Source organism: Agromyces sp. NPDC057865 (assembly GCF_042796995.1).
In the GTDB taxonomy this organism is placed as follows: domain Bacteria; phylum Actinomycetota; class Actinomycetes; order Actinomycetales; family Microbacteriaceae; genus Agromyces.
Genome location: NZ_JBHVMJ010000004.1, coordinates 39,750 through 56,077 on the forward strand (window position 1 = coordinate 39,750; position 16,328 = coordinate 56,077).

The following is a 16,328-nucleotide window of genomic DNA, read 5'->3' on the forward strand; positions in this document are numbered from 1 at the left end:
CACGTCAAGTGGCGCGCGGGCAGGCGAACAGGCGCAGCGGCCCGCGCAGCCGCCCGTCACATGCGGAACAGGCCGAACGCGGGCTCGGGCAGCGGCGTGCGGCTCGCGAGCTCGAGCGCCAGGCCGAGCACTGTGCGGGTGTCGGCGGGGTCGATGATCCCGTCGTCCCACAGTCGCGCCGTCGAGTGGTACGGGCTCCCCTGGTGCTCGTACTGCTCCTGGATCGGCGCCTTGAACGCCTGCTCCGCGTCATCCGACCATGCTTCGCCCCGCACCGCGAGCTGGTCGCGCTTCACGGTCGAGAGCACGGATGCCGCCTGCTCGCCGCCCATCACCGAGATGCGGGCGTTCGGCCACATCCAGAGGAACCGCGGCGAGTACGCCCGGCCGCACATGGAGTAGTTGCCGGCGCCGAACGAGCCGCCGATGACGACCGTGAGCTTCGGCACGCGGGTCGTGGCGACGGCCGTGACCATCTTCGCGCCGTGCTTGGCGATGCCGCCGGCCTCCGCGTCGCGACCGACCATGAAGCCCGAGATGTTCTGCAGGAACACCAGCGCGATGCCGCGCTGGTCGCACAGCTCGATGAAGTGCGCGCCCTTCATCGCCGACTCGCTGAACAGCACGCCGTTGTTCGCGATGATGCCGACCGGGTGGCCGTCGATGTGGGCGAAGCCCGTCACGAGGGTATCGCCGTAGTCGGGCTTGAACTCGTTGAACGCGCTCGCGTCGACGAGGCGCGCGATGACCTCGTGGACGTCATACGGCTGCTGCACGTCGACCGGCACCGCGGCGAGGAGGTCGGCGGGGTCGACGGCGGGCGGACGCGACTCCCGCACCGCCCAGGCGCGCTCGGCGGGCTGCGGCAGGGTCGCGACCATGTCGCGCACGAGCTCGAGCGCGTGCTCGTCGTCGTCGGCGAGGTGATCGGTGACGCCCGAGATCCGCGAGTGCAGTTCGCCACCACCGAGCTCCTCGGGGGTGACGACCTCGCCGATCGCGGCCTTCACGAGCGGCGGCCCGCCGAGGAAGATGGTGCCCTGGTTGCGCACGATCACGGACTCGTCGCTCATCGCGGGCACGTAGGCGCCACCGGCCGTGCACGAGCCGAGCACGGCCGCGAGCTGCGGGATCCGCATCGACGAGAGCTGCGCCTGGTTGTAGAAGATCCGGCCGAAGTGGTCGCGGTCGGGGAACACCTCGTCCTGCCTCGGCAGGAACGCGCCGCCCGAGTCGACGAGGTACACGCACGGCAGCCGGTGCTCGCGGGCGACCTCCTGCGCACGCAGGTGCTTCTTCACGGTCATCGGATAGTAGGTGCCGCCCTTCACGGTCGCGTCGTTGCAGACGACCACGACCGGACGGCCCTGCACGAGCCCGACGCCCGTGATGATGCCCGCGCCCGGCGAGTCGCCGTCGTACAGCCCGTCGGCCGCGAGCGGCGACAGCTCGAGGAAGGGACTGCCCTCGTCGAGCAGCCGGTCGACGCGGTCGCGGGGCAGCAGCTTGCCGCGCGAGACGTGCCGTTCGCGGGATGCCTCGGGCCCGCCGAGGGCGGCCGTGGCGAGCTTCTCGCGCAGCTCCTGCACGAGCACCGCGTGGCCCGCGGCGTTGCGCCGTGCCTCGTCGCTCGAGGGGTCGATGCCCGTCGTGAGGGTCGTCATGGCCTGCCCGTCTTCGTCGACGGCGTGCCCTCTTGTGCAGCGCACGCCATTTCGGTTAGTGTTCACTAACTCGATTCCCGATGTTAGCGAGCACTCACCGACATGGCAAGCACCCTCGACGACGCGGCGGTCCCCTTCGCGGACCCGCAGGCCGACGCCCCGGCGACCGACCTGCCGCGCACCGAGCGCGGACGGCTCAAGGCCGATCGACGCGCCGCGATCCTGAGCTCGGCCGCCACGCTGTTCGCCGAGCGCGGGTACGCCGGCGTCACGATCGAAGACCTCGGTGCCGCCGTCGGCGTGTCCGGTCCGGCCGTCTACCGGCACTTCCCGGGCAAGGCCGCTGTGCTCGCCGCGATCCTCGAGGGCGCCAGCCGTTCGCTGCTCGAAGGTGCGGAGGGCGTGCTCCGCGACGCCCCCGACGCGGCCGCCGCGCTCCGCTCGCTCATCCGCTTCCACGTCGACTTCGCCCTCGGCGAGGCCGACGTCATCGTCGTGCAGGATCGCGAGCTCGAGCAGCTCGACGGCGGCGCACGGCACGAGGTGCGCTCGCTCCAGCGGCGCTACGTCGAGCACTGGGTCGACACCCTCTCGCGACTCCGGCCCGATCGGGCCGAGACGGAGCTCAGGTTCCGGGCACACGCCGCCTTCGGACTCCTGAACTCCACTCCGCACAGCGCCCGCATCCCTGGGCGCAGACCCGCCGACGGCACCATCCGCGGCATCCTGGAGGAGATGACATGGGCGAGCCTCATGTCGTGACCCTGCGCGCGACCCGCGACGGGGATCTCGATGCACTGTTCACCTTCGAGCAGGACGAGGCGGCCGTGCAGATGGCCGCCTTCACGCCGCCCGACCCGACCGACCGCGCCACGTTCGACGCCCACTGGCGCCGGCTCCTCGCGGACCCGTCGGTCGACGCGCGCACGGTCCGCGCCGACGGCGCCGTGGTGGGCAGCGTCGCCCGCTGGTACGACGAGGGCACGGCCGAGATGACGTACTGGATCGACCCCGCGCACTGGGGCGAGGGCATCGGCAGCCGCGCGGTGCGACTGTTCCTCGACGCCGTCCACGACCGCCCGGTGCGCGTGCGCGTCGCGGCCGACAACGCGCGCTCGATCGCGATCGTCGAGAAGCTCGGCTTCGTGCAGGTCGGCACCGAGCGGAGCTTCGCGAACGCGCGCGGCATCGAGGTCGAGGAGCGGATCTACCTCCTCGATTGAGTCGGCGTCGGCCCGGCCTCAGCCCGGCGTCGCGCCGAGCTCGTCGGCGATCGCGCGGATGCGCAGCGCGAGGTCCACGTCGCGCTGGGTGACCCCGCCGACGTCGTGCGACGTGAGGGCGAACTCCACGTGGCCCCAGCCGAGCCGCACGTCGGGGTGGTGGTTCAGTTCGTCCGCGACATCGGCCACCCTGTCGACGAACTGCACCGCGCTGCGGAAGTCGGCCGTCGTGAAGGCGCCCACGAGGTGGTTCTGCGAGTTGCGGAATCCCGAGCCCTCGAGGCTCGCCTCGGTCTCGGTCGGCGAGAGGATGCTGCGTGCGTCCATGACGCCCATCCTCCAGCCGATCGCGACGTCACGCCATGGTCAGCGCCAGGCCGGGCTCCCGGAGGATCGCGCCGATGTCGGCGAGGAACCGCGACCCCTGCTCGCCGTCGACCAGGCGGTGGTCGAACGAGAGGCTCAGCGTCATGAGCTCGCGCAGCGCGATCTCGCCGCGGTGCTCCCACGGCTGGCGACGCACGGCGCCCATGGCGAGGATGGCCGCCTCCCCCGGATTGAGGATCGGCGTGCCTGCGTCGATGCCGAAGACGCCGATGTTCGTGATCGAGATCGTGCCGCCCGAGAGGTCGGCCGGCGGCGTGCGTCCGGCTCGCGCGGTCTCGGCGAGCGCGGAGATCGCGTCGGCGAGCTCGATGAGCGTCATCCGCTCGGCGCCCTTGACGTTGGGCACGACGAGCCCGCGGCCGGTCGCCGCGGCGATGCCGAGGTTCACGCCGCCGTACTGCACGATCTCCTGGGCGCCCTCGTCCCACCGCGAGTTCACCTCGGGCGTGCGGCGTGCCGCGATGCAGACGGCCTTCGCCACCACCGTGAGCGGGGTGACCTTGTGCCCGGCGAACGCGCGGTCCTCGCGGATGCTGCGGAGCAGCTCCATGGTCGCGGTCACGTCGAGCGTGAGGAACTCCGTCACGTGCGGCGCGGTGAACGCGCTCTGCACCATGGCCGCGGCGGTGTGCTTGCGCACGCCCTTGATCGGGATGCGGGTCTCGGCGGGCCGCTCGGCGCCGGCGACGGCCGGAGCGGCCGGAGCAGCGCCCGAGACTGCAGTCGGCGCGACGCCCGGCTCGGCGCTCGTCGGAGCACCGGAGGCGACGGCCTCGACGTCGGCGCGCGTGATGAGCCCGCGCTCCCCCGTGCCGTTCACGGTCGTGAGGTCGATGCCGAGGTCGCGCGCGAGCTTGCGCACGGGCGGGGTCGAGCGGGGACGCTCGGGTGCGCCCGTCGAGAGGTCCGTCGGCGGGGGCGTCGCCGCTGCGGCCGCGGCGCCGGCGGGCGGCGCGTCGAGGTCGGTCGCCCCGCCGTTCTCGGGAACGGACGGCACGAGGTCGTCCGCGAGCGCGGTGCGGCGGGCACGTCGCTTCGGCCCGCCCTCGTCGCGGGCTCCGTAGCCCACGAGGTTCGGTCCGGGTGCGGCGTCGGGCTCGGCCCCGGGGGCGGGCTCGGCAGCGGCGGTGGCAGGGGCCGCGGCGGCATCCGCCGACGTCGCGCCCGCGGCATCCGTCGGCGCACCTTCACCGGCGCCCTCGCCGGTGTCGCACGAGAAGAGCGGCTCGCCGACGTTCACGGTCTCGCCCTCGGCGGCGTGCAGCGCCGTGATGACACCCGAGTACGGCGACGGCAGCTCGACCACGGCCTTGGCCGTCTCGACGTCGGCGATGATCTGGTTGAGCTCGACGCGGTCGCCGACCGCGACGCGCCAGGCCACGATCTCGGACTCGGTGAGGCCCTCGCCGAGGTCGGGGAGCGGGAACTCCTTGATCATCCGGCTCACGCCTCCACTCCGCTCAGCGAGTTCGGTCGTCCGAGCGCGCGGTCGACGCCGTCGAGGATGCGGTCGAGGTCGGGCAGGTGGTGCTTCTCGAGCTTCGCGGGCGGGTACGGGATGTCGTGGCCGGTGACGCGCACGGGCGCGGCCTCGAGGAACTCGAAGCAGCGCTCGGTGATGCTCGCGGCGAGCTCCGCGCCGACGCCGCCCTGCTGGCCGGCCTCGTGCGCGACGACGAGCCGGCCGGTGCGGCGCACGGATGCCTCGACCGTCGCGTAGTCGACCGGAGCGAGTGAGCGCAGATCGATGACCTCGATCGACACGCCGTCCTCCGCGGCCGCGATCGCCGCGTCGCGCGCGGTCGTCACGAGCGCGCCGTAGGTGACGAGGGTCACGTCGGAGCCGGCGGTGACGACGGAGGCGACGCCCATGGGCTTCGCGTCGGCGAGGCTCGCGGTCTCGTGGACCTCGCCCTTCACGTGGTAGCGGCGCTTCGGCTCGAGGAAGATCACGGGGTCGTCGCTCGCGATCGCCTGCTGGATCATGACGTACGCGTCGGCGGGGTTCGAGCACGCGACGACGCGCAATCCCGCGGTGTGGGCGAAGTACGCCTCGGGCGACTCGGAGTGGTGCTCGGCCGCGCCGATGCCGCCACCGAACGGGATGCGGATCGTCAGCGGCATCCGCACCGTGCCGCGCGAGCGGTAGTGCAGCTTCGCGACCTGGGCGACCAGCTGGTCGAAGCCCGGGTAGACGAAGCCGTCGAACTGGATCTCGACGACCGGTCGGAAGCCGCGGTACGCGAGGCCCACAGCGGTGCCGACGATGCCCGCCTCCGACAGCGGCGTGTCCACGACGCGGTGCGCACCGAACTCGGCCTTCAGGCCATCGGTGATCCGGAAGACGCCGCCGAGCGTGCCGATGTCCTCGCCCATGAGCACGACCTTGTCGTCGCCCGCGAGGGAGCGGCGCAGGCCCTGGTTGAGGGCCTTGCCGAGCGTGAGCGTGGTCATCGTGCGGCTCCTTCGGCGGAAGCCGCGGCGCCCTCGTCGAACATCGCGAGGTAGCGGGCGTAGTGGTCGCGCTGGCGCGCGAGGTGCGTGTTCGGCTCGGCGTAGACGTGGTCGAAGACCGTCATCGCCTCGGGGTCGGGGATGGTCGTGATCGCCGCGCGCAGCTCGGCCGCGACGCGGTTCGCCTCCTCGGCGACCTCGCGCTCGAGCGCCTCGGTGTCGAAGCCCGTCGAGGCGAGCAGGGTGAGCACGCGCGCGAGCGGGTCGCGAGCGCCCCACTCGACGAGCTCTTCGTCGGTGCGGTAGCGCTTCGGGTCGTCGGCGGTGGTGTGCGGGCCGACCCGGTAGGTCACGGCCTCGATGAGCGTCGGGCCCTCGCCGCGGCGGGCGCGGTCGAGCGCGATGCGGGTGGCCGCGAGCACGGCGAGCACGTCGTTGCCGTCGACGCGGATGCCGGGCATGCCGAAGCCGTCCGCACGGCGCGCGAGGGGCTGCTTCGACTGCAGGCCGACGGGCTCGGAGATCGCCCACTGGTTGTTCTGGCAGAAGAACACGACGGGCGCGTCGAAGCTCGCGGCGAAGATGAACGCCTCGTTCACGTCGCCCTCGCTCGTGGCGCCGTCGCCGAAGTACGCGATGGTGGCGGTGTCGGTGCCCTCCCAAGCCGCGCCCATGGCGTAGCCCGTGGCGTGCAGGGCCTGCGCGCCGATGATGATCTGCGGCACGGCCATGTTGTGGTCGTAGGGGTTCCAGCCGGATGCCGCGGACCCGCGCCAGACGCGCAGCAGGTCGGCGGCGCTCACGCCGCGGCACCACGCCACCGCGTGCTCGCGGTAGCTCGAGAACACGAAGTCGTCGTCGCGGAGTCCGCGGGCGGAGCCGATCTGGGCGGCCTCCTGGCCCATGAGCGGCGGCCAGAGGCCGAGCTCGCCCTGGCGCTGGAGCGCGGTGGCCTCGGTGTCGATGCGGCGCACGATCGCCATGTCGCGGTACAGCCGGCCGAGGGCGGCGGTGTCGACGTCGGCGACCCACGGGTCGAACTCGGCGTCGGCGCGGCGCTCGCCGGCAGGGGTGACGAGCTGCACGAAGTGGTCGGGTCGGGTGAGGAGCCCGGTTGCGTCTCGGTCGGATGGGGTCATCGTCGATCCTCGCTCTCGGCGGGCTGCCTTGTGGGCGTGCCCGCGCCCGGCGGCTCTGCCGGATACCGTGAGCGTACGTCGATATGTCACTGCGCTCAAGTTGGCGCGGACGCGTTGAGCATGTTGCCAAGTACCTCCCCGCGATCCGGTGCTATCGTGTGGCGATATGAACGGCTACGACTCGGTGGACCGGGCACTGCTCGCGGCCCTCGCGGCGGACCCGAGGGCGACGGTCGTGGCCCTCGCCGATCGCCTCGCGCTGTCGCGCAACACGGTGCAGGCGCGCATGGCGCGGCTGGAGGCATCCGGTGCCTTCCTCTCGTTCGAGCGGAGCATCGATCCGGTGCCGCTCGGGTACCCGCTCGAGGCGTTCATCTCGGTGCACGTGCGGCAGAAGCAGCTCGCCGAGGTGGTCGACCAGATCGCGCTCATCCCCGAGGTGATCCAGGCGCACGGGCTCTCGGGCACCGTCGACCTGCTTGTGCGCGTGGTGTGCCGCGACGCGCACGACCTGTTCCGGATCGACGGCGTCATCCTCGCCATCGACGGCGTCGAGCGCACCGAGACCTCGCTCGCGATGGGCGAGCTGATCCCCTTCCGGCTCGCACCCCTCCTCGACAAGCGGGCCTGACGTCCATGCGCGTCGCGGTGCTGCGGTGCGAACGGCTCCCGAGCTTCGTCGACTGGGAGATCCCCGACGTGGAGGCGCTGTTCGACGACGACCGCCGGGTCCTCGACGCGTTCGCCGAGCGCGACGTCGACGCCGAGGCCGTGGCCTGGTCGCGCCCCGACGTCGACTGGGATGCGTACGACGTCGCACTGCTGCGCAGCACCTGGGACTACGTCGACCACCTCGGCGAGTTCCTCGACGTCACCGGCGAGATCGCGCGGTCGCGATGCACGCTCCTCAATCCGGTCGCCGCCGTGCACTGGAACGCCGACAAGCACTACCTCGACGACCTCGCGCGGATCGGCGTGCCGATCGTGCCGCTCGTGCGCGGCACGGCGGCCGAGGCATCCCGCCTGCTCGGTGCGGTGGAGGACGCGGGCTGGCACGAGCTCGTGCTGAAGCCCGCGATCGGCGTCGGCGGCTCGGGCGTCGTGCGCACGGATGCCGCGGGGCTGGCCGACGCGCTCGGCGCCATGGCGCCCGGGACCGAGGTCATGGTGCAGCCCTTCGCGGACGCGATCGTGGACGAGGGCGAGCTGTCGTTCGCGTTCGTCGGCGGCGTGCCGAGCCACGCGCTGCGCAAGCGCCCGGCCGCGGGCGACTTCCGCGCCCACGGGATCTACGGCGGGACGGTGGAGCTCACGGACCCCGATCCGGCCGACGTCGCGGCGGTGTCGGCGATGCTCGATCGGCTTCCCTTCGACCTGCTCTACGCGCGGTTCGACGTCGTGCGCTTCGCCGGGCGCCTCGCAGTGCTCGAGCTCGAGCTCATCGAGCCGATGCTCTACCTCGGCCTCGCGCCGGGGAGCGCCGAGCGCCTCGCCGACGCGACGATCGCGCGGCTCGACTCGGCGTGAGGCGACGCGCGCACCGGTGCCGGTGAGACGACGGATGCCCGCCCCGAACGAGTCGGGACGGGCATCCGGTGACGCGGTGATCGACTAGACGTCGGCGCCCTCGGCGGGAGCGTCGGCGTGCACGCCGGTCGCCTCGCGGCCCTCGGTGTCAGCCTCCTCGGCCAGCACCGGGGCGAGCGAGAGCTTGCCGCGGTCGTCGATCTTGGTGATCTCGACGAGGATCTTCTGGCCGACGCCGAGCACGTCTTCGACGTTCTCGACGCGCTTGCCGCCGGCGAGCTTGCGCACCTCGGAGATGTGCAGCAGGCCGTCCTTGCCGGGCAGCAGCGAGATGAAGGCGCCGAACGCGGCGATCTTCACGACGGTGCCGAGGAACTGCTCGCCGACCTCGGGGTTGGTCGGGTTGGCGATCGCGTTGACCTGGGCGCGGGCGGCCTCGGCCGAGGGGCCGTCGGTCGCGCCGATGTAGACGGTGCCGTCCTCCTCGATGGAGATCTCGGCGCCGGTCTCGTCCTGGATCGCGTTGATCGTCTTGCCCTTCGGGCCGATCAACTCGCCGATCTTGTCGACCGGGATCTGCACGCTGATGACGCGCGGCGCGGTCGGGGCCATCTCGTCGGGACCGTCGATCGCGGCGTTGAGCACCGCGAGGATGGTCGTGCGGGCGTCCTTCGCCTGCGTCAGCGCGCCGGCCAGCACCGAGGCGGGGATGCCGTCGAGCTTGGTGTCGAGCTGGATCGCGGTGACGAACTCCGACGTGCCGGCGACCTTGAAGTCCATGTCGCCGAGGGCGTCCTCGGCACCGAGGATGTCGGTGAGGGCCGCGTAGCGGGTCTCGCCGTTCACGGTGTCGGAGATGAGGCCCATCGCGATGCCCGCGACGGGAGCGCGCAGCGGCACGCCCGCATTGAGCAGCGAGAGCGTCGAGGCGCAGACGGAGCCCATCGAGGTCGAGCCGTTGGAGCCGAGCGCCTCGGACACCTGGCGGATCGCGTAGGGGAACTCGTCGCGCGTGGGCAGCACCGGCACGAGCGCGCGCTCGGCGAGTGCGCCGTGCCCGATCTCGCGACGCTTCGGCGACCCGACGCGGCCGGTCTCACCGGTCGAGTAGGGCGGGAAGTTGTAGTTGTGCATGTAGCGCTTCTTGGTGACCGGGCTCAGCGAGTCGATCTGCTGCTCGAGCTTCAGCATGTTCAGCGTGGTGACGCCGAGGATCTGCGTCTCGCCGCGCTGGAAGATGGCCGAGCCGTGCACGCGGGGCACGACCTGCACCTCGGCGTCGAGCGGGCGGATGTCCGCGAGGCCGCGGCCGTCGATTCGGACGCCCTCCTCGAGCACGCGCGAGCGGACGACCAGCTTGGTGACCGACTTGTACGCGGCGGACACCTCGGCGTTGGCGGACTCGGGGAGCTCGCCGCTCTCGACCTTGGCGGCCACCTCGGCCTTGACGCGGGCCTTGAGCTCGTCGTCGGCGTCCTGGCGCTCGACCTTGCCGGCGATCTGGTAGATGCCCTTGAGCTCGTCGTACGCCGCGGACGCGACCACGTCGTAGGTCGACTGCTGGTAGGGCGGGAACGTCGGGTAGTCGGCGGTCGGCTTCGCCGCGGTGGCCGCGACCTGCTGCTGCGCCTCGACGAGCTGGCGGATGAACGGCTTCGACGCCTCGATGCCCTCGGCGATGACGGTCTCGTCGGGCTTGACCCCGCCGGCCTGGATGAGGTTCCACGCGTTGTCGGTGGCCTCGGCCTCGATCATCATGATCGCGACGTCCTGCGAGCCGTCGGCCTCGGTGACCACGCGACCGGCGACGACCATGCTGAACACGGCCTCCTCGATCTGCGAGTACTTCGGGAACGCGACCCACTGGCCGTCGATGAGCGCGACGCGAACGCCGCCGATCGGACCCGAGAAGGGCAGGCCGGAAAGCTGCGTCGAGAGCGACGCGGCGTTGATCGCGAGCACGTCGTAGTACTCGTCGGGCTCGATGGCGAGCACCGTGACGACGACCTGGACCTCGTTGCGGAGGCCGTCGACGAACGAGGGACGCAGCGGGCGGTCGATGAGACGGCAGGTGAGGATCGCCTCGGTCGAGGGACGGCCCTCGCGGCGGAAGAACGAGCCGGGGATGCGGCCCGCGGCGTACATGCGCTCCTCGACGTCGATCGTGAGCGGGAAGAAGTCGAAGTGCTCCTTCGGCTGCTTGGAGACCGAGGTCGCCGACAGCAGCATGGTCTCCTCGTCGATGTAGGCGACCGCGGAGCCCTGCGCCTGCTGGGCGAGGCGGCCGGTCTCGAACCGGATGGTGCGGGTGCCGAACCGACCGTTGTCGATGACGGTTTCGGCGAACGTGATCTCAGGACCTTCCAAGAGGTCTTCTCCTTTGTTTTACGTCGCACCCCGTCGTGGGCGCGACTCATACGTCAGGAGCAGGAACAGGCATTACGAAACGCATCAGGCGATGTGCTCACGCTGGCCACCAGTAGAAGTCCACCAAGCCTCGCGGTTTGGTAAGCCACCACAGGGGACCAGCTTCCTGCCGGCCTGCTCCGTGTGTGCTCGAACTGAGCACGGTGCTCGATGTGCAGTTGTGCCGCCGGGATCATCCGAGCGGATGCGCCGGTTCACGGCACCCCAGACGGCGGTGGCCCATCGGGCGACCGGTCCCAGCCTAGCAGAGGGGTGCGTCGCGGCATCCGTGCCAGACTCGTGGACATGACTTCCGACGAGCAGAGCACCACCGGACCCTCCGAGGAGACGAAGCGCAAGTTCCGCGAGGCGCTCGATCGCAAGAACAAGGCCTCGAAGCAGCGCGAGGGCGAGTCGCATCTCGACGGCACCTCGGGCGCGAACAACACGCACGGCCCGGTCGACCACAAGCGGGAATTCCGCCGCAAGAGCGGCTGAGCGCCGCCCGGTTCGTTCGCCACCGCGCCACCCTGTCGGACCGGCTCAACGCGCGCGCAGAGTCGACGTCGTCGGCACCGCCACGAGCCCGGGCCGCTTCGCCTCACGCCCGTCGCCCGCGGTGCGCCCGCGCAGCCGACGCAGCACCCAGGGCGCGGCGTGCCGCGCCAGCCACTCGGCATCGCCGACCGGCCGGTCGGGCACCGCGCCGTCGTCGTGGACCGCCCGCTCGAGGCGCTCGAGCTCGGCCGCGTCGGGCACGCCCAGCACTCCGGCCGCCGCGTAGGCGAGCGCACGGTGTCCGGCCGAGTTCAAGTGCACCCGATCGGCGGCCCACATCGCGGGTGCGACGAGGCCGGAGTCCGAGCGCACGTCGAGGAGCCGCACGCCGGCGCCGTCGACGATCCCGGCGAGCCGCTCGGCGAACTGCGCGAACCGCAGGTCGAACAGGCGCGCGGCCGGACGGGCCGGCATGAACGGCGTGACGAGCAGCACGTCGGCGCCCGTGCCGCGCACCTCGAGCACCGCCTCGCCGAGTCGGGTCGCCAGCGCCGCGGCATCCGCTCGACGCCCGACGAGGTCGTTGGCGCCGATGAGCACGCTGACGAGGTCGGCCCCGAGGGCGACGGCCGACGGCAGCTGGTCGTCGATCGCGTCGGCGACCTTCCGGCTGCGCACCGCGAGGTTCGCGTACTCGACCGGGGCATCGGCCGGGCTCGCGAGCGCGAGCAGCAGGGCGAGGCGGTCGGCCCAGCCGCGGTACTCCCCCGCCGGCATCCGCGACGCGTCGCAGAGTCCCTCGGTGAGCGAGTCGCCGACGGCCACGTAGCGCCGCCAGCGGGGCGGGGCGACGACGGATGCCGCGGGCGCGCGATCCACCGTCGTCATCGGCGTCCGGCGCGCGGGGCGCGTCGGGCTCTCGACCACGTCCTCGTAGTGGCCGATGAGCTCGTCGCCGAGGACGTCCCAGCCGCGACCGCGGACGGCCTCCCGGGCGCGCACGCCGAACGCGCGACGCTTGGCGTCGTCGCCCGCGAGGTCGCGCACACGCTCGCGGAGCTCCTCGAGGTCGCCGGGGCGGTACAGCCAGCCGTCGACGCTCGAGCGCACGAGGTCGAGCGGGCCGCCGGCGCCCGTCGCGACGACGGGCACGCCGCTCGCGAGCGCCTCCTGCACCGTCTGGCAGAACGTCTCCCGCTCCCCCGGGTGCACGAACACGTCGAGGCTCGCCATCGCCTCGGCGAGCGCGTCGCCGCCGAGGAAGCCCGTGAAGTGCGCGCCCGGCAGGAGGCGCTCCAGGGCGGGACGGGACGGGCCGTCGCCGATGACGACGAGGCGCACGCCCGGCAGCGCGGTGATCGCCCGGAGGTCCTCGACCTGCTTCTCGGGGGCGAGGCGTCCGACGTAGCCGACGATCACCTCGCCGGGCGCAGCCACCTCGCGACGCCACCGCTCGCTCCGGCGGCCTGGCGCGAATCGCTCGGTGTCGACGCCTCGGCGCCAGATGCGCACGCGGTCGTCCTCCACGCCGGCCGCGGCGAGGCGCTCCACCGCGGACGACGACGGCGCGAGGGTCAGCGTCGCGCGGCGGTGCAGCCGGCCGAGGTGGCGCATGAGCGCGGGCGCCGCGCCGGGCACGCCGTACTTCTCGGCGTACGACGGGATGTCGGTCTGGTACACCGCCACCGACGGGATGCCGAGGGGTTCGGCCGCGGCGAGCCCCCGCCAGCCGAGCACGAACGGGGAGGCGAGGTGCATCACGTCGGCGCCGTGCTCGCGGAGCACGGCCGACAGCCGCTGCGTCGTCGCGAGCGTGACGCGCACGTCGGGGTAGCTCGGCAGCGGCATCGACGGGAGCAGCACGGTCTGCGCGCCGTGCAGCGAACGGTCGATGGGCCCGGATCGCGGTGCGACGACCAGGGCCTCGTGTCCGCGCCGCTCGAGGTGCCGGAGCACCTGGAGCAGCGAGTGGGTCACGCCGTTCATGTGCGGGAGGAACGATTCGGCGAGGAGGGCGACCTTCACGACTCCAGCGTGGGTGCTCCACGAGGCCGCGACCGACCGGAACGGCCCCGATCGCCGAGGATTCATCGAGTCGTCGGCGGCCGTTCGCCGGGCCGTCGCCGTGACGTCGGCTCGCGGCATCCGACCGTCAACCCCTCGCGGGCGGCAGGCCGAGGGCGGATGATGGGGCCCGAGGAAAACCCGCCTGTTCGAGGAGGAACGCCATGTCATCCGTCGCAAGGGTCACCACCATCACCGTCCGTTCGGACACCAGCTTCGAGGACGCCGTCGCGGTCGGCATCGAGCGCGCGGCGCAGACCCTGCGCCATGTCAGCGGCGCCTGGGTGAAGGAGCAGAAGGTCGAGGCGTCCGAGGGGAAGATCACCGCGTGGTCGGTCGTCCTCGAGGTCAGCTTCGTGCTCGACTGACCGTCGAAGGGCACGCCTGACACCGTCCCGTCGCCGGCCGTTCACATCGCCTCGATAGAACGGCGGGGTGGATGCTGCGTGGGTCGCCGGCCTCGCGGCCTCGCCGTGGCTCGTGCCCGCGCTGTTCGCGCTCGTGGTCGGCGACGCGTTCCTCGTCGTGGTCCCCAGCGAGACGGCGGTCGTCGCGCTGGGCGCGCTCTGGGCGACCGAGGGGGCGCCGCCGCTGCTCGCGATCGTGCTCGCGGCCGCCGCGGGCGCGGTCGTCGGCGACGGCCTGTGCTACCTCATCGGCCGCCGGATCGGGCTCGACCGGTGGCGCTGGCAGCGCGAGGGCCGCGCGGCCGCCGCGATCGCGCGCGCCCGCGCCACGGTGCACCGGCGCACGGCCGTGCTCGTGTTCACGGCGCGGTACGTGCCGTTCGCCCGCATCGCCGTGAACCTCGCCGCGGGCGCCGGACGGGTGCCGCTGCGTCGCTACCTCCCGCTCTCGCTCGCGGCGGGCATCGCCTGGGCGCTCTACAACGTCGGCGTCGGCGCCATCGTCGGGAGCGCGTTCCGCGACACCCCGCTCGTCGCGGTCGCGGTCTCGATTCCCGTCGCGATCGCACTCGGGCTGCTCGTCGACCGGATGGTCGCGGGGCTCGACGCCAGGACGGCGTCGAGCCCCGATGGCGACTCCTGACCTACTCCCCTGCGAGACCGCCGACGAGGTGGCCCATCGGACGGTCGAGCGCGAACGGGTCGTTCACGAGCTGCGAGCGGTCGGTGCGCTCGACGAGGTCGGCGAGCTCGCTCGCGCCTCGGAAGACGCGGTCGGGCAGCGACCGGACGCCGTCGCCGGCCTCGCCCGTGCCGCCCCAGTCGCTGGTCGCGGCGAAGACGCCGGTCGTGACCGGGATGGCGTGCAGGTAGGTGAACAGTGGGCGGATCGCGTAGTCGATCGCGAGCGAGTGGCGCGGGGTGCCCCCGGTCGCGCCGAGCAGCACAGGCAGGTCGGTGAGCGCCTGCGGGTCGACCACGTCGATGAACGACTTGAACAGGCCCGCGTAGCTCGTCGTGAAGATCGGCGTGACGGCGATGAGGCCGTCGGCCGACGACACGGCGTCGAGCGCCTCCTGCAGCTTCGGCGGGGCGAAGCCCATGAGCAGGTGGTTCGTGATGTCGTGCGCGAGGTCGCGCAGCTCGAACGTCTGCACCTCCACGTCGACGCCCCGCTCGCGCAGGATGCCGAGGGTGTCGGAGGCGAGCCGGTCGGCCAGCTGCCGGGTGGAGCTCGGGGTCGAGAGACCGGCCGAGATGACGACGATCTTCTTCGTGCTCATCGCACGACCTCCTTGCGGGTGGCGGCGGGGCCGAAGGCCGAGCCGGACTGGTTCGACGTCGCGGACGCGGCGGGCGCGTCCTGCTGGGCGTCCTGGTAGGGCGACCCGACGGTCAGGTTGTCGCCGCGGTTCGCGTTGGGCGTCGCCTGGCGCGGCGCCTCGTCGCCGTACGTCGCCCGCACGAGCGAAGCGTGCGTCGGCGCGTCGGGCACGTCGGCCGGGCGGTCCTTCGCGAACTCCTCGCGCAGCACCGGCACGACCTCGCCGCCGAGCAGGTCGAGCTGCTCGAGCACGGTCTTCAGCGGGAGCCCGGCGTGGTCGATGAGCCACAGCTGGCGCTGGTAGTCGCCGACGTAGTCGCGGAAGCCGAGCGTGCGGTCGATGACCTCCTGCGGGCTGCCCACGGTGAGCGGGGTCTGCTGGCTGAACTCCTCGAGGCTCGGGCCGTGCCCGTAGACCGGCGCGTTGTCGAAGTACGGACGGAAGTCGCGCACCGCGTCCTGCGAGTTCTTGCGCATGAAGACCTGACCGCCGAGTCCGACGATCGCCTGCGCCGCGGTGCCGTGGCCGTGGTGCTCGAAGCGCTGGCGGTACAGCGCGATCATGCGCTGCGTGTGCGACGCGGGCCAGAAGATGTGGTTCGCGAAGAAGCCGTCGCCGTAGAACGCGGCCTGCTCGGCGATCTCGGGGCTGCGGATCGAGCCGTGCCACACGAAGGGCGGCACGCCGTCGAGCGGACGCGGGGTCGAGGTGAAGCCCTGCAGCGGGGTGCGGAACTTGCCCTCCCAGTCCACGACGTCCTCACGCCAGAGGCGGTGCAGCAGCTCGTACGACTCGAGGGTGATCGGCAGGCCCTGGCGGATGTCCTTGCCGAACCAGGGGTACACCGGACCGGTGTTGCCGCGGCCGAGCATGAGGTCGGCGCGACCGCCCGATACGTGCTGCAGCATCGCGTAGTCCTCGGCGATCTTGACCGGGTCGTTGGTCGTGATCAGCGTGGTCGCGGTCGACAGCTGCAGCGTCGACGTCTGGCCGGCGATGTACGCGAGGGTGGTGGTGGGCGATGACGACCAGAACGGCGGGTTGTGGTGCTCACCGAGCGCGAAGACGTCGAGTCCGACCTCCTCCGCGTGCTTGGCGATCGTCAGCGTCGCCTGGATCCGCTCGGCCTCGGTCGGGGTTCGACCGGTCGTCGGGTCCTGCGTGATGTCGCTGACCGTGAAGATTCCGAACTGCATCTCGCCCTCCTGGGCTCTTCCTGCTACTTCATGCGTTT

16 protein-coding genes are annotated in these 16,328 nt (G+C 72.2%); 7 read left to right on the forward strand and 9 right to left on the reverse strand.

All coding sequences use genetic code 11. From position 1 onward, the window contains the following. Window positions 1-56: 56 nt before the first annotated feature. Entirely contained in the window at window positions 57-1,664 is a 1,608-nt protein-coding gene (locus tag ACFVN5_RS17950) for a carboxyl transferase domain-containing protein (protein ID WP_376956921.1), read from the reverse strand. A gap of 102 nt (window positions 1,665-1,766) precedes the next feature. On the opposite strand from ACFVN5_RS17950, the gene ACFVN5_RS17955 reads away from it, so the two are divergent. Together ACFVN5_RS17955 and ACFVN5_RS17960 are read left to right on the forward strand one after the other, a co-directional pair. Beyond that, a complete protein-coding gene (locus tag ACFVN5_RS17955) occupies window positions 1,767-2,426 on the forward strand; it encodes a TetR/AcrR family transcriptional regulator (protein WP_376956923.1) in 660 nt (219 codons plus the stop codon). Continuing rightward, window positions 2,405-2,887 carry a GNAT family N-acetyltransferase gene (locus ACFVN5_RS17960; protein ID WP_376956925.1) on the forward strand — a complete coding sequence of 161 codons (483 nt, stop codon included), beginning with the start codon at window positions 2,405-2,407 and terminating at the stop codon, window positions 2,885-2,887. Before ACFVN5_RS17955 ends, ACFVN5_RS17960 begins: the two co-directional genes overlap by 22 nt. Before the next feature lie 18 nt (window positions 2,888-2,905). On the opposite strand, the gene ACFVN5_RS17965 is transcribed toward ACFVN5_RS17960, so the two are convergent. Genes ACFVN5_RS17965 through pdhA form a run of 4 tightly spaced genes read right to left on the reverse strand, consistent with a single transcriptional unit; the run spans window position 2,906 to window position 6,867 of the window. Further along, window positions 2,906-3,214 carry a 4a-hydroxytetrahydrobiopterin dehydratase gene (locus tag ACFVN5_RS17965; RefSeq protein WP_376956927.1) on the reverse strand — a complete coding sequence of 103 codons (309 nt, stop codon included), beginning with the start codon at window positions 3,212-3,214 and terminating at the stop codon, window positions 2,906-2,908. Window positions 3,215-3,242: 28 nt separating this feature from the next. Beyond that, window positions 3,243-4,712 (reverse strand): dihydrolipoamide acetyltransferase family protein, encoded by a 1,470-nt coding sequence (locus tag ACFVN5_RS17970; RefSeq protein WP_376957257.1) that lies wholly within the window; start codon window positions 4,710-4,712, stop codon window positions 3,243-3,245. Window positions 4,713-4,717: 5 nt separating this feature from the next. Continuing rightward, the gene (locus ACFVN5_RS17975; RefSeq protein ID WP_376956929.1) at window positions 4,718-5,728 is read right to left on the reverse strand and encodes an alpha-ketoacid dehydrogenase subunit beta; all 1,011 of its coding nucleotides are present in this window, start codon (window positions 5,726-5,728) and stop codon (window positions 4,718-4,720) included. Further along, window positions 5,725-6,867, reverse strand: a complete 1,143-nt coding sequence (gene pdhA, locus ACFVN5_RS17980) for a pyruvate dehydrogenase (acetyl-transferring) E1 component subunit alpha (protein ID WP_376956931.1) — start codon at window positions 6,865-6,867, stop codon at window positions 5,725-5,727. Before pdhA ends, ACFVN5_RS17975 begins: the two co-directional genes overlap by 4 nt. Window positions 6,868-7,033: 166 nt before the next feature. Here pdhA and ACFVN5_RS17985 point away from each other — a divergent pair, with 166 nt between their 5' ends. Both ACFVN5_RS17985 and ACFVN5_RS17990 read left to right on the forward strand, forming a co-directional pair. After that, entirely contained in the window at window positions 7,034-7,498 is a 465-nt protein-coding gene (locus tag ACFVN5_RS17985; protein ID WP_376956933.1) for an Lrp/AsnC family transcriptional regulator, read from the forward strand. Window positions 7,499-7,503: 5 nt separating this feature from the next. Further along, a complete protein-coding gene (locus ACFVN5_RS17990) occupies window positions 7,504-8,394 on the forward strand; it encodes a RimK family alpha-L-glutamate ligase (RefSeq protein ID WP_376956935.1) in 891 nt (296 codons plus the stop codon). Window positions 8,395-8,478: 84 nt separating this feature from the next. On the opposite strand, the gene ACFVN5_RS17995 is transcribed toward ACFVN5_RS17990, so the two are convergent. Continuing rightward, window positions 8,479-10,761: a polyribonucleotide nucleotidyltransferase gene (locus ACFVN5_RS17995; RefSeq protein ID WP_376956937.1), complete on the reverse strand. Its 2,283-nt coding sequence runs from the start codon at window positions 10,759-10,761 to the stop codon at window positions 8,479-8,481. Between the two features lie 345 nt (window positions 10,762-11,106). Between ACFVN5_RS17995 and ACFVN5_RS18000 the strand changes: the two genes are divergently transcribed. After that, window positions 11,107-11,298 carry a DUF5302 domain-containing protein gene (locus ACFVN5_RS18000; RefSeq protein ID WP_376956939.1) on the forward strand — a complete coding sequence of 64 codons (192 nt, stop codon included), beginning with the start codon at window positions 11,107-11,109 and terminating at the stop codon, window positions 11,296-11,298. A gap of 45 nt (window positions 11,299-11,343) precedes the next feature. Here the strand turns inward: ACFVN5_RS18000 and ACFVN5_RS18005 are convergent, their stop codons facing one another. Continuing rightward, window positions 11,344-13,323, reverse strand: coding sequence for a glycosyltransferase (locus ACFVN5_RS18005; RefSeq protein WP_376956941.1), 1,980 nt, complete (start codon window positions 13,321-13,323; stop codon window positions 11,344-11,346). Between the two features lie 203 nt (window positions 13,324-13,526). Between ACFVN5_RS18005 and ACFVN5_RS18010 the strand changes: the two genes are divergently transcribed. Next, the gene (locus ACFVN5_RS18010) at window positions 13,527-13,730 is read left to right on the forward strand and encodes a dodecin family protein (RefSeq protein ID WP_376956943.1); all 204 of its coding nucleotides are present in this window, start codon (window positions 13,527-13,529) and stop codon (window positions 13,728-13,730) included. Between the two features lie 67 nt (window positions 13,731-13,797). Beyond that, a complete protein-coding gene (locus ACFVN5_RS18015) occupies window positions 13,798-14,412 on the forward strand; it encodes a DedA family protein (RefSeq protein ID WP_376956944.1) in 615 nt (204 codons plus the stop codon). A gap of 1 nt (window position 14,413) precedes the next feature. On the opposite strand, the gene ACFVN5_RS18020 is transcribed toward ACFVN5_RS18015, so the two are convergent. After that, window positions 14,414-15,052: an FMN reductase gene (locus ACFVN5_RS18020; protein ID WP_376956946.1), complete on the reverse strand. Its 639-nt coding sequence runs from the start codon at window positions 15,050-15,052 to the stop codon at window positions 14,414-14,416. After that, the gene (locus ACFVN5_RS18025; RefSeq protein ID WP_376956948.1) at window positions 15,049-16,290 is read right to left on the reverse strand and encodes an LLM class flavin-dependent oxidoreductase; all 1,242 of its coding nucleotides are present in this window, start codon (window positions 16,288-16,290) and stop codon (window positions 15,049-15,051) included. The genes ACFVN5_RS18020 and ACFVN5_RS18025 overlap by 4 nt, the downstream gene beginning before the upstream one ends. Between the last annotated feature and the right edge of the window lie 38 nt (window positions 16,291-16,328).

Excerpts from the sequence above, each read along its gene's own strand:
- ACFVN5_RS17950 (WP_376956921.1), bottom strand. The coding sequence starts at position 1,664 with ATGACGACCCTCACGACGGGCATCGACCCCTCGAGCGACGAGGCACGG.
- ACFVN5_RS17955 (WP_376956923.1), top strand. The coding sequence starts at position 1,767 with ATGGCAAGCACCCTCGACGACGCGGCGGTCCCCTTCGCGGACCCGCAG.
- ACFVN5_RS17960 (WP_376956925.1), top strand. The coding sequence starts at position 2,405 with ATGGGCGAGCCTCATGTCGTGACCCTGCGCGCGACCCGCGACGGGGAT.
- ACFVN5_RS17965 (WP_376956927.1), bottom strand. The coding sequence starts at position 3,214 with ATGGACGCACGCAGCATCCTCTCGCCGACCGAGACCGAGGCGAGCCTC.
- ACFVN5_RS17970 (WP_376957257.1), bottom strand. The coding sequence starts at position 4,712 with ATGATCAAGGAGTTCCCGCTCCCCGACCTCGGCGAGGGCCTCACCGAG.
- ACFVN5_RS17975 (WP_376956929.1), bottom strand. The coding sequence starts at position 5,728 with ATGACCACGCTCACGCTCGGCAAGGCCCTCAACCAGGGCCTGCGCCGC.
- pdhA (WP_376956931.1), bottom strand. The coding sequence starts at position 6,867 with ATGACCCCATCCGACCGAGACGCAACCGGGCTCCTCACCCGACCCGAC.
- ACFVN5_RS17985 (WP_376956933.1), top strand. The coding sequence starts at position 7,034 with ATGAACGGCTACGACTCGGTGGACCGGGCACTGCTCGCGGCCCTCGCG.
- ACFVN5_RS17990 (WP_376956935.1), top strand. The coding sequence starts at position 7,504 with ATGCGCGTCGCGGTGCTGCGGTGCGAACGGCTCCCGAGCTTCGTCGAC.
- ACFVN5_RS18000 (WP_376956939.1), top strand. The coding sequence starts at position 11,107 with ATGACTTCCGACGAGCAGAGCACCACCGGACCCTCCGAGGAGACGAAG.
- ACFVN5_RS18010 (WP_376956943.1), top strand. The coding sequence starts at position 13,527 with ATGTCATCCGTCGCAAGGGTCACCACCATCACCGTCCGTTCGGACACC.
- ACFVN5_RS18020 (WP_376956946.1), bottom strand. The coding sequence starts at position 15,052 with ATGAGCACGAAGAAGATCGTCGTCATCTCGGCCGGTCTCTCGACCCCG.
- ACFVN5_RS18025 (WP_376956948.1), bottom strand. The coding sequence starts at position 16,290 with ATGCAGTTCGGAATCTTCACGGTCAGCGACATCACGCAGGACCCGACG.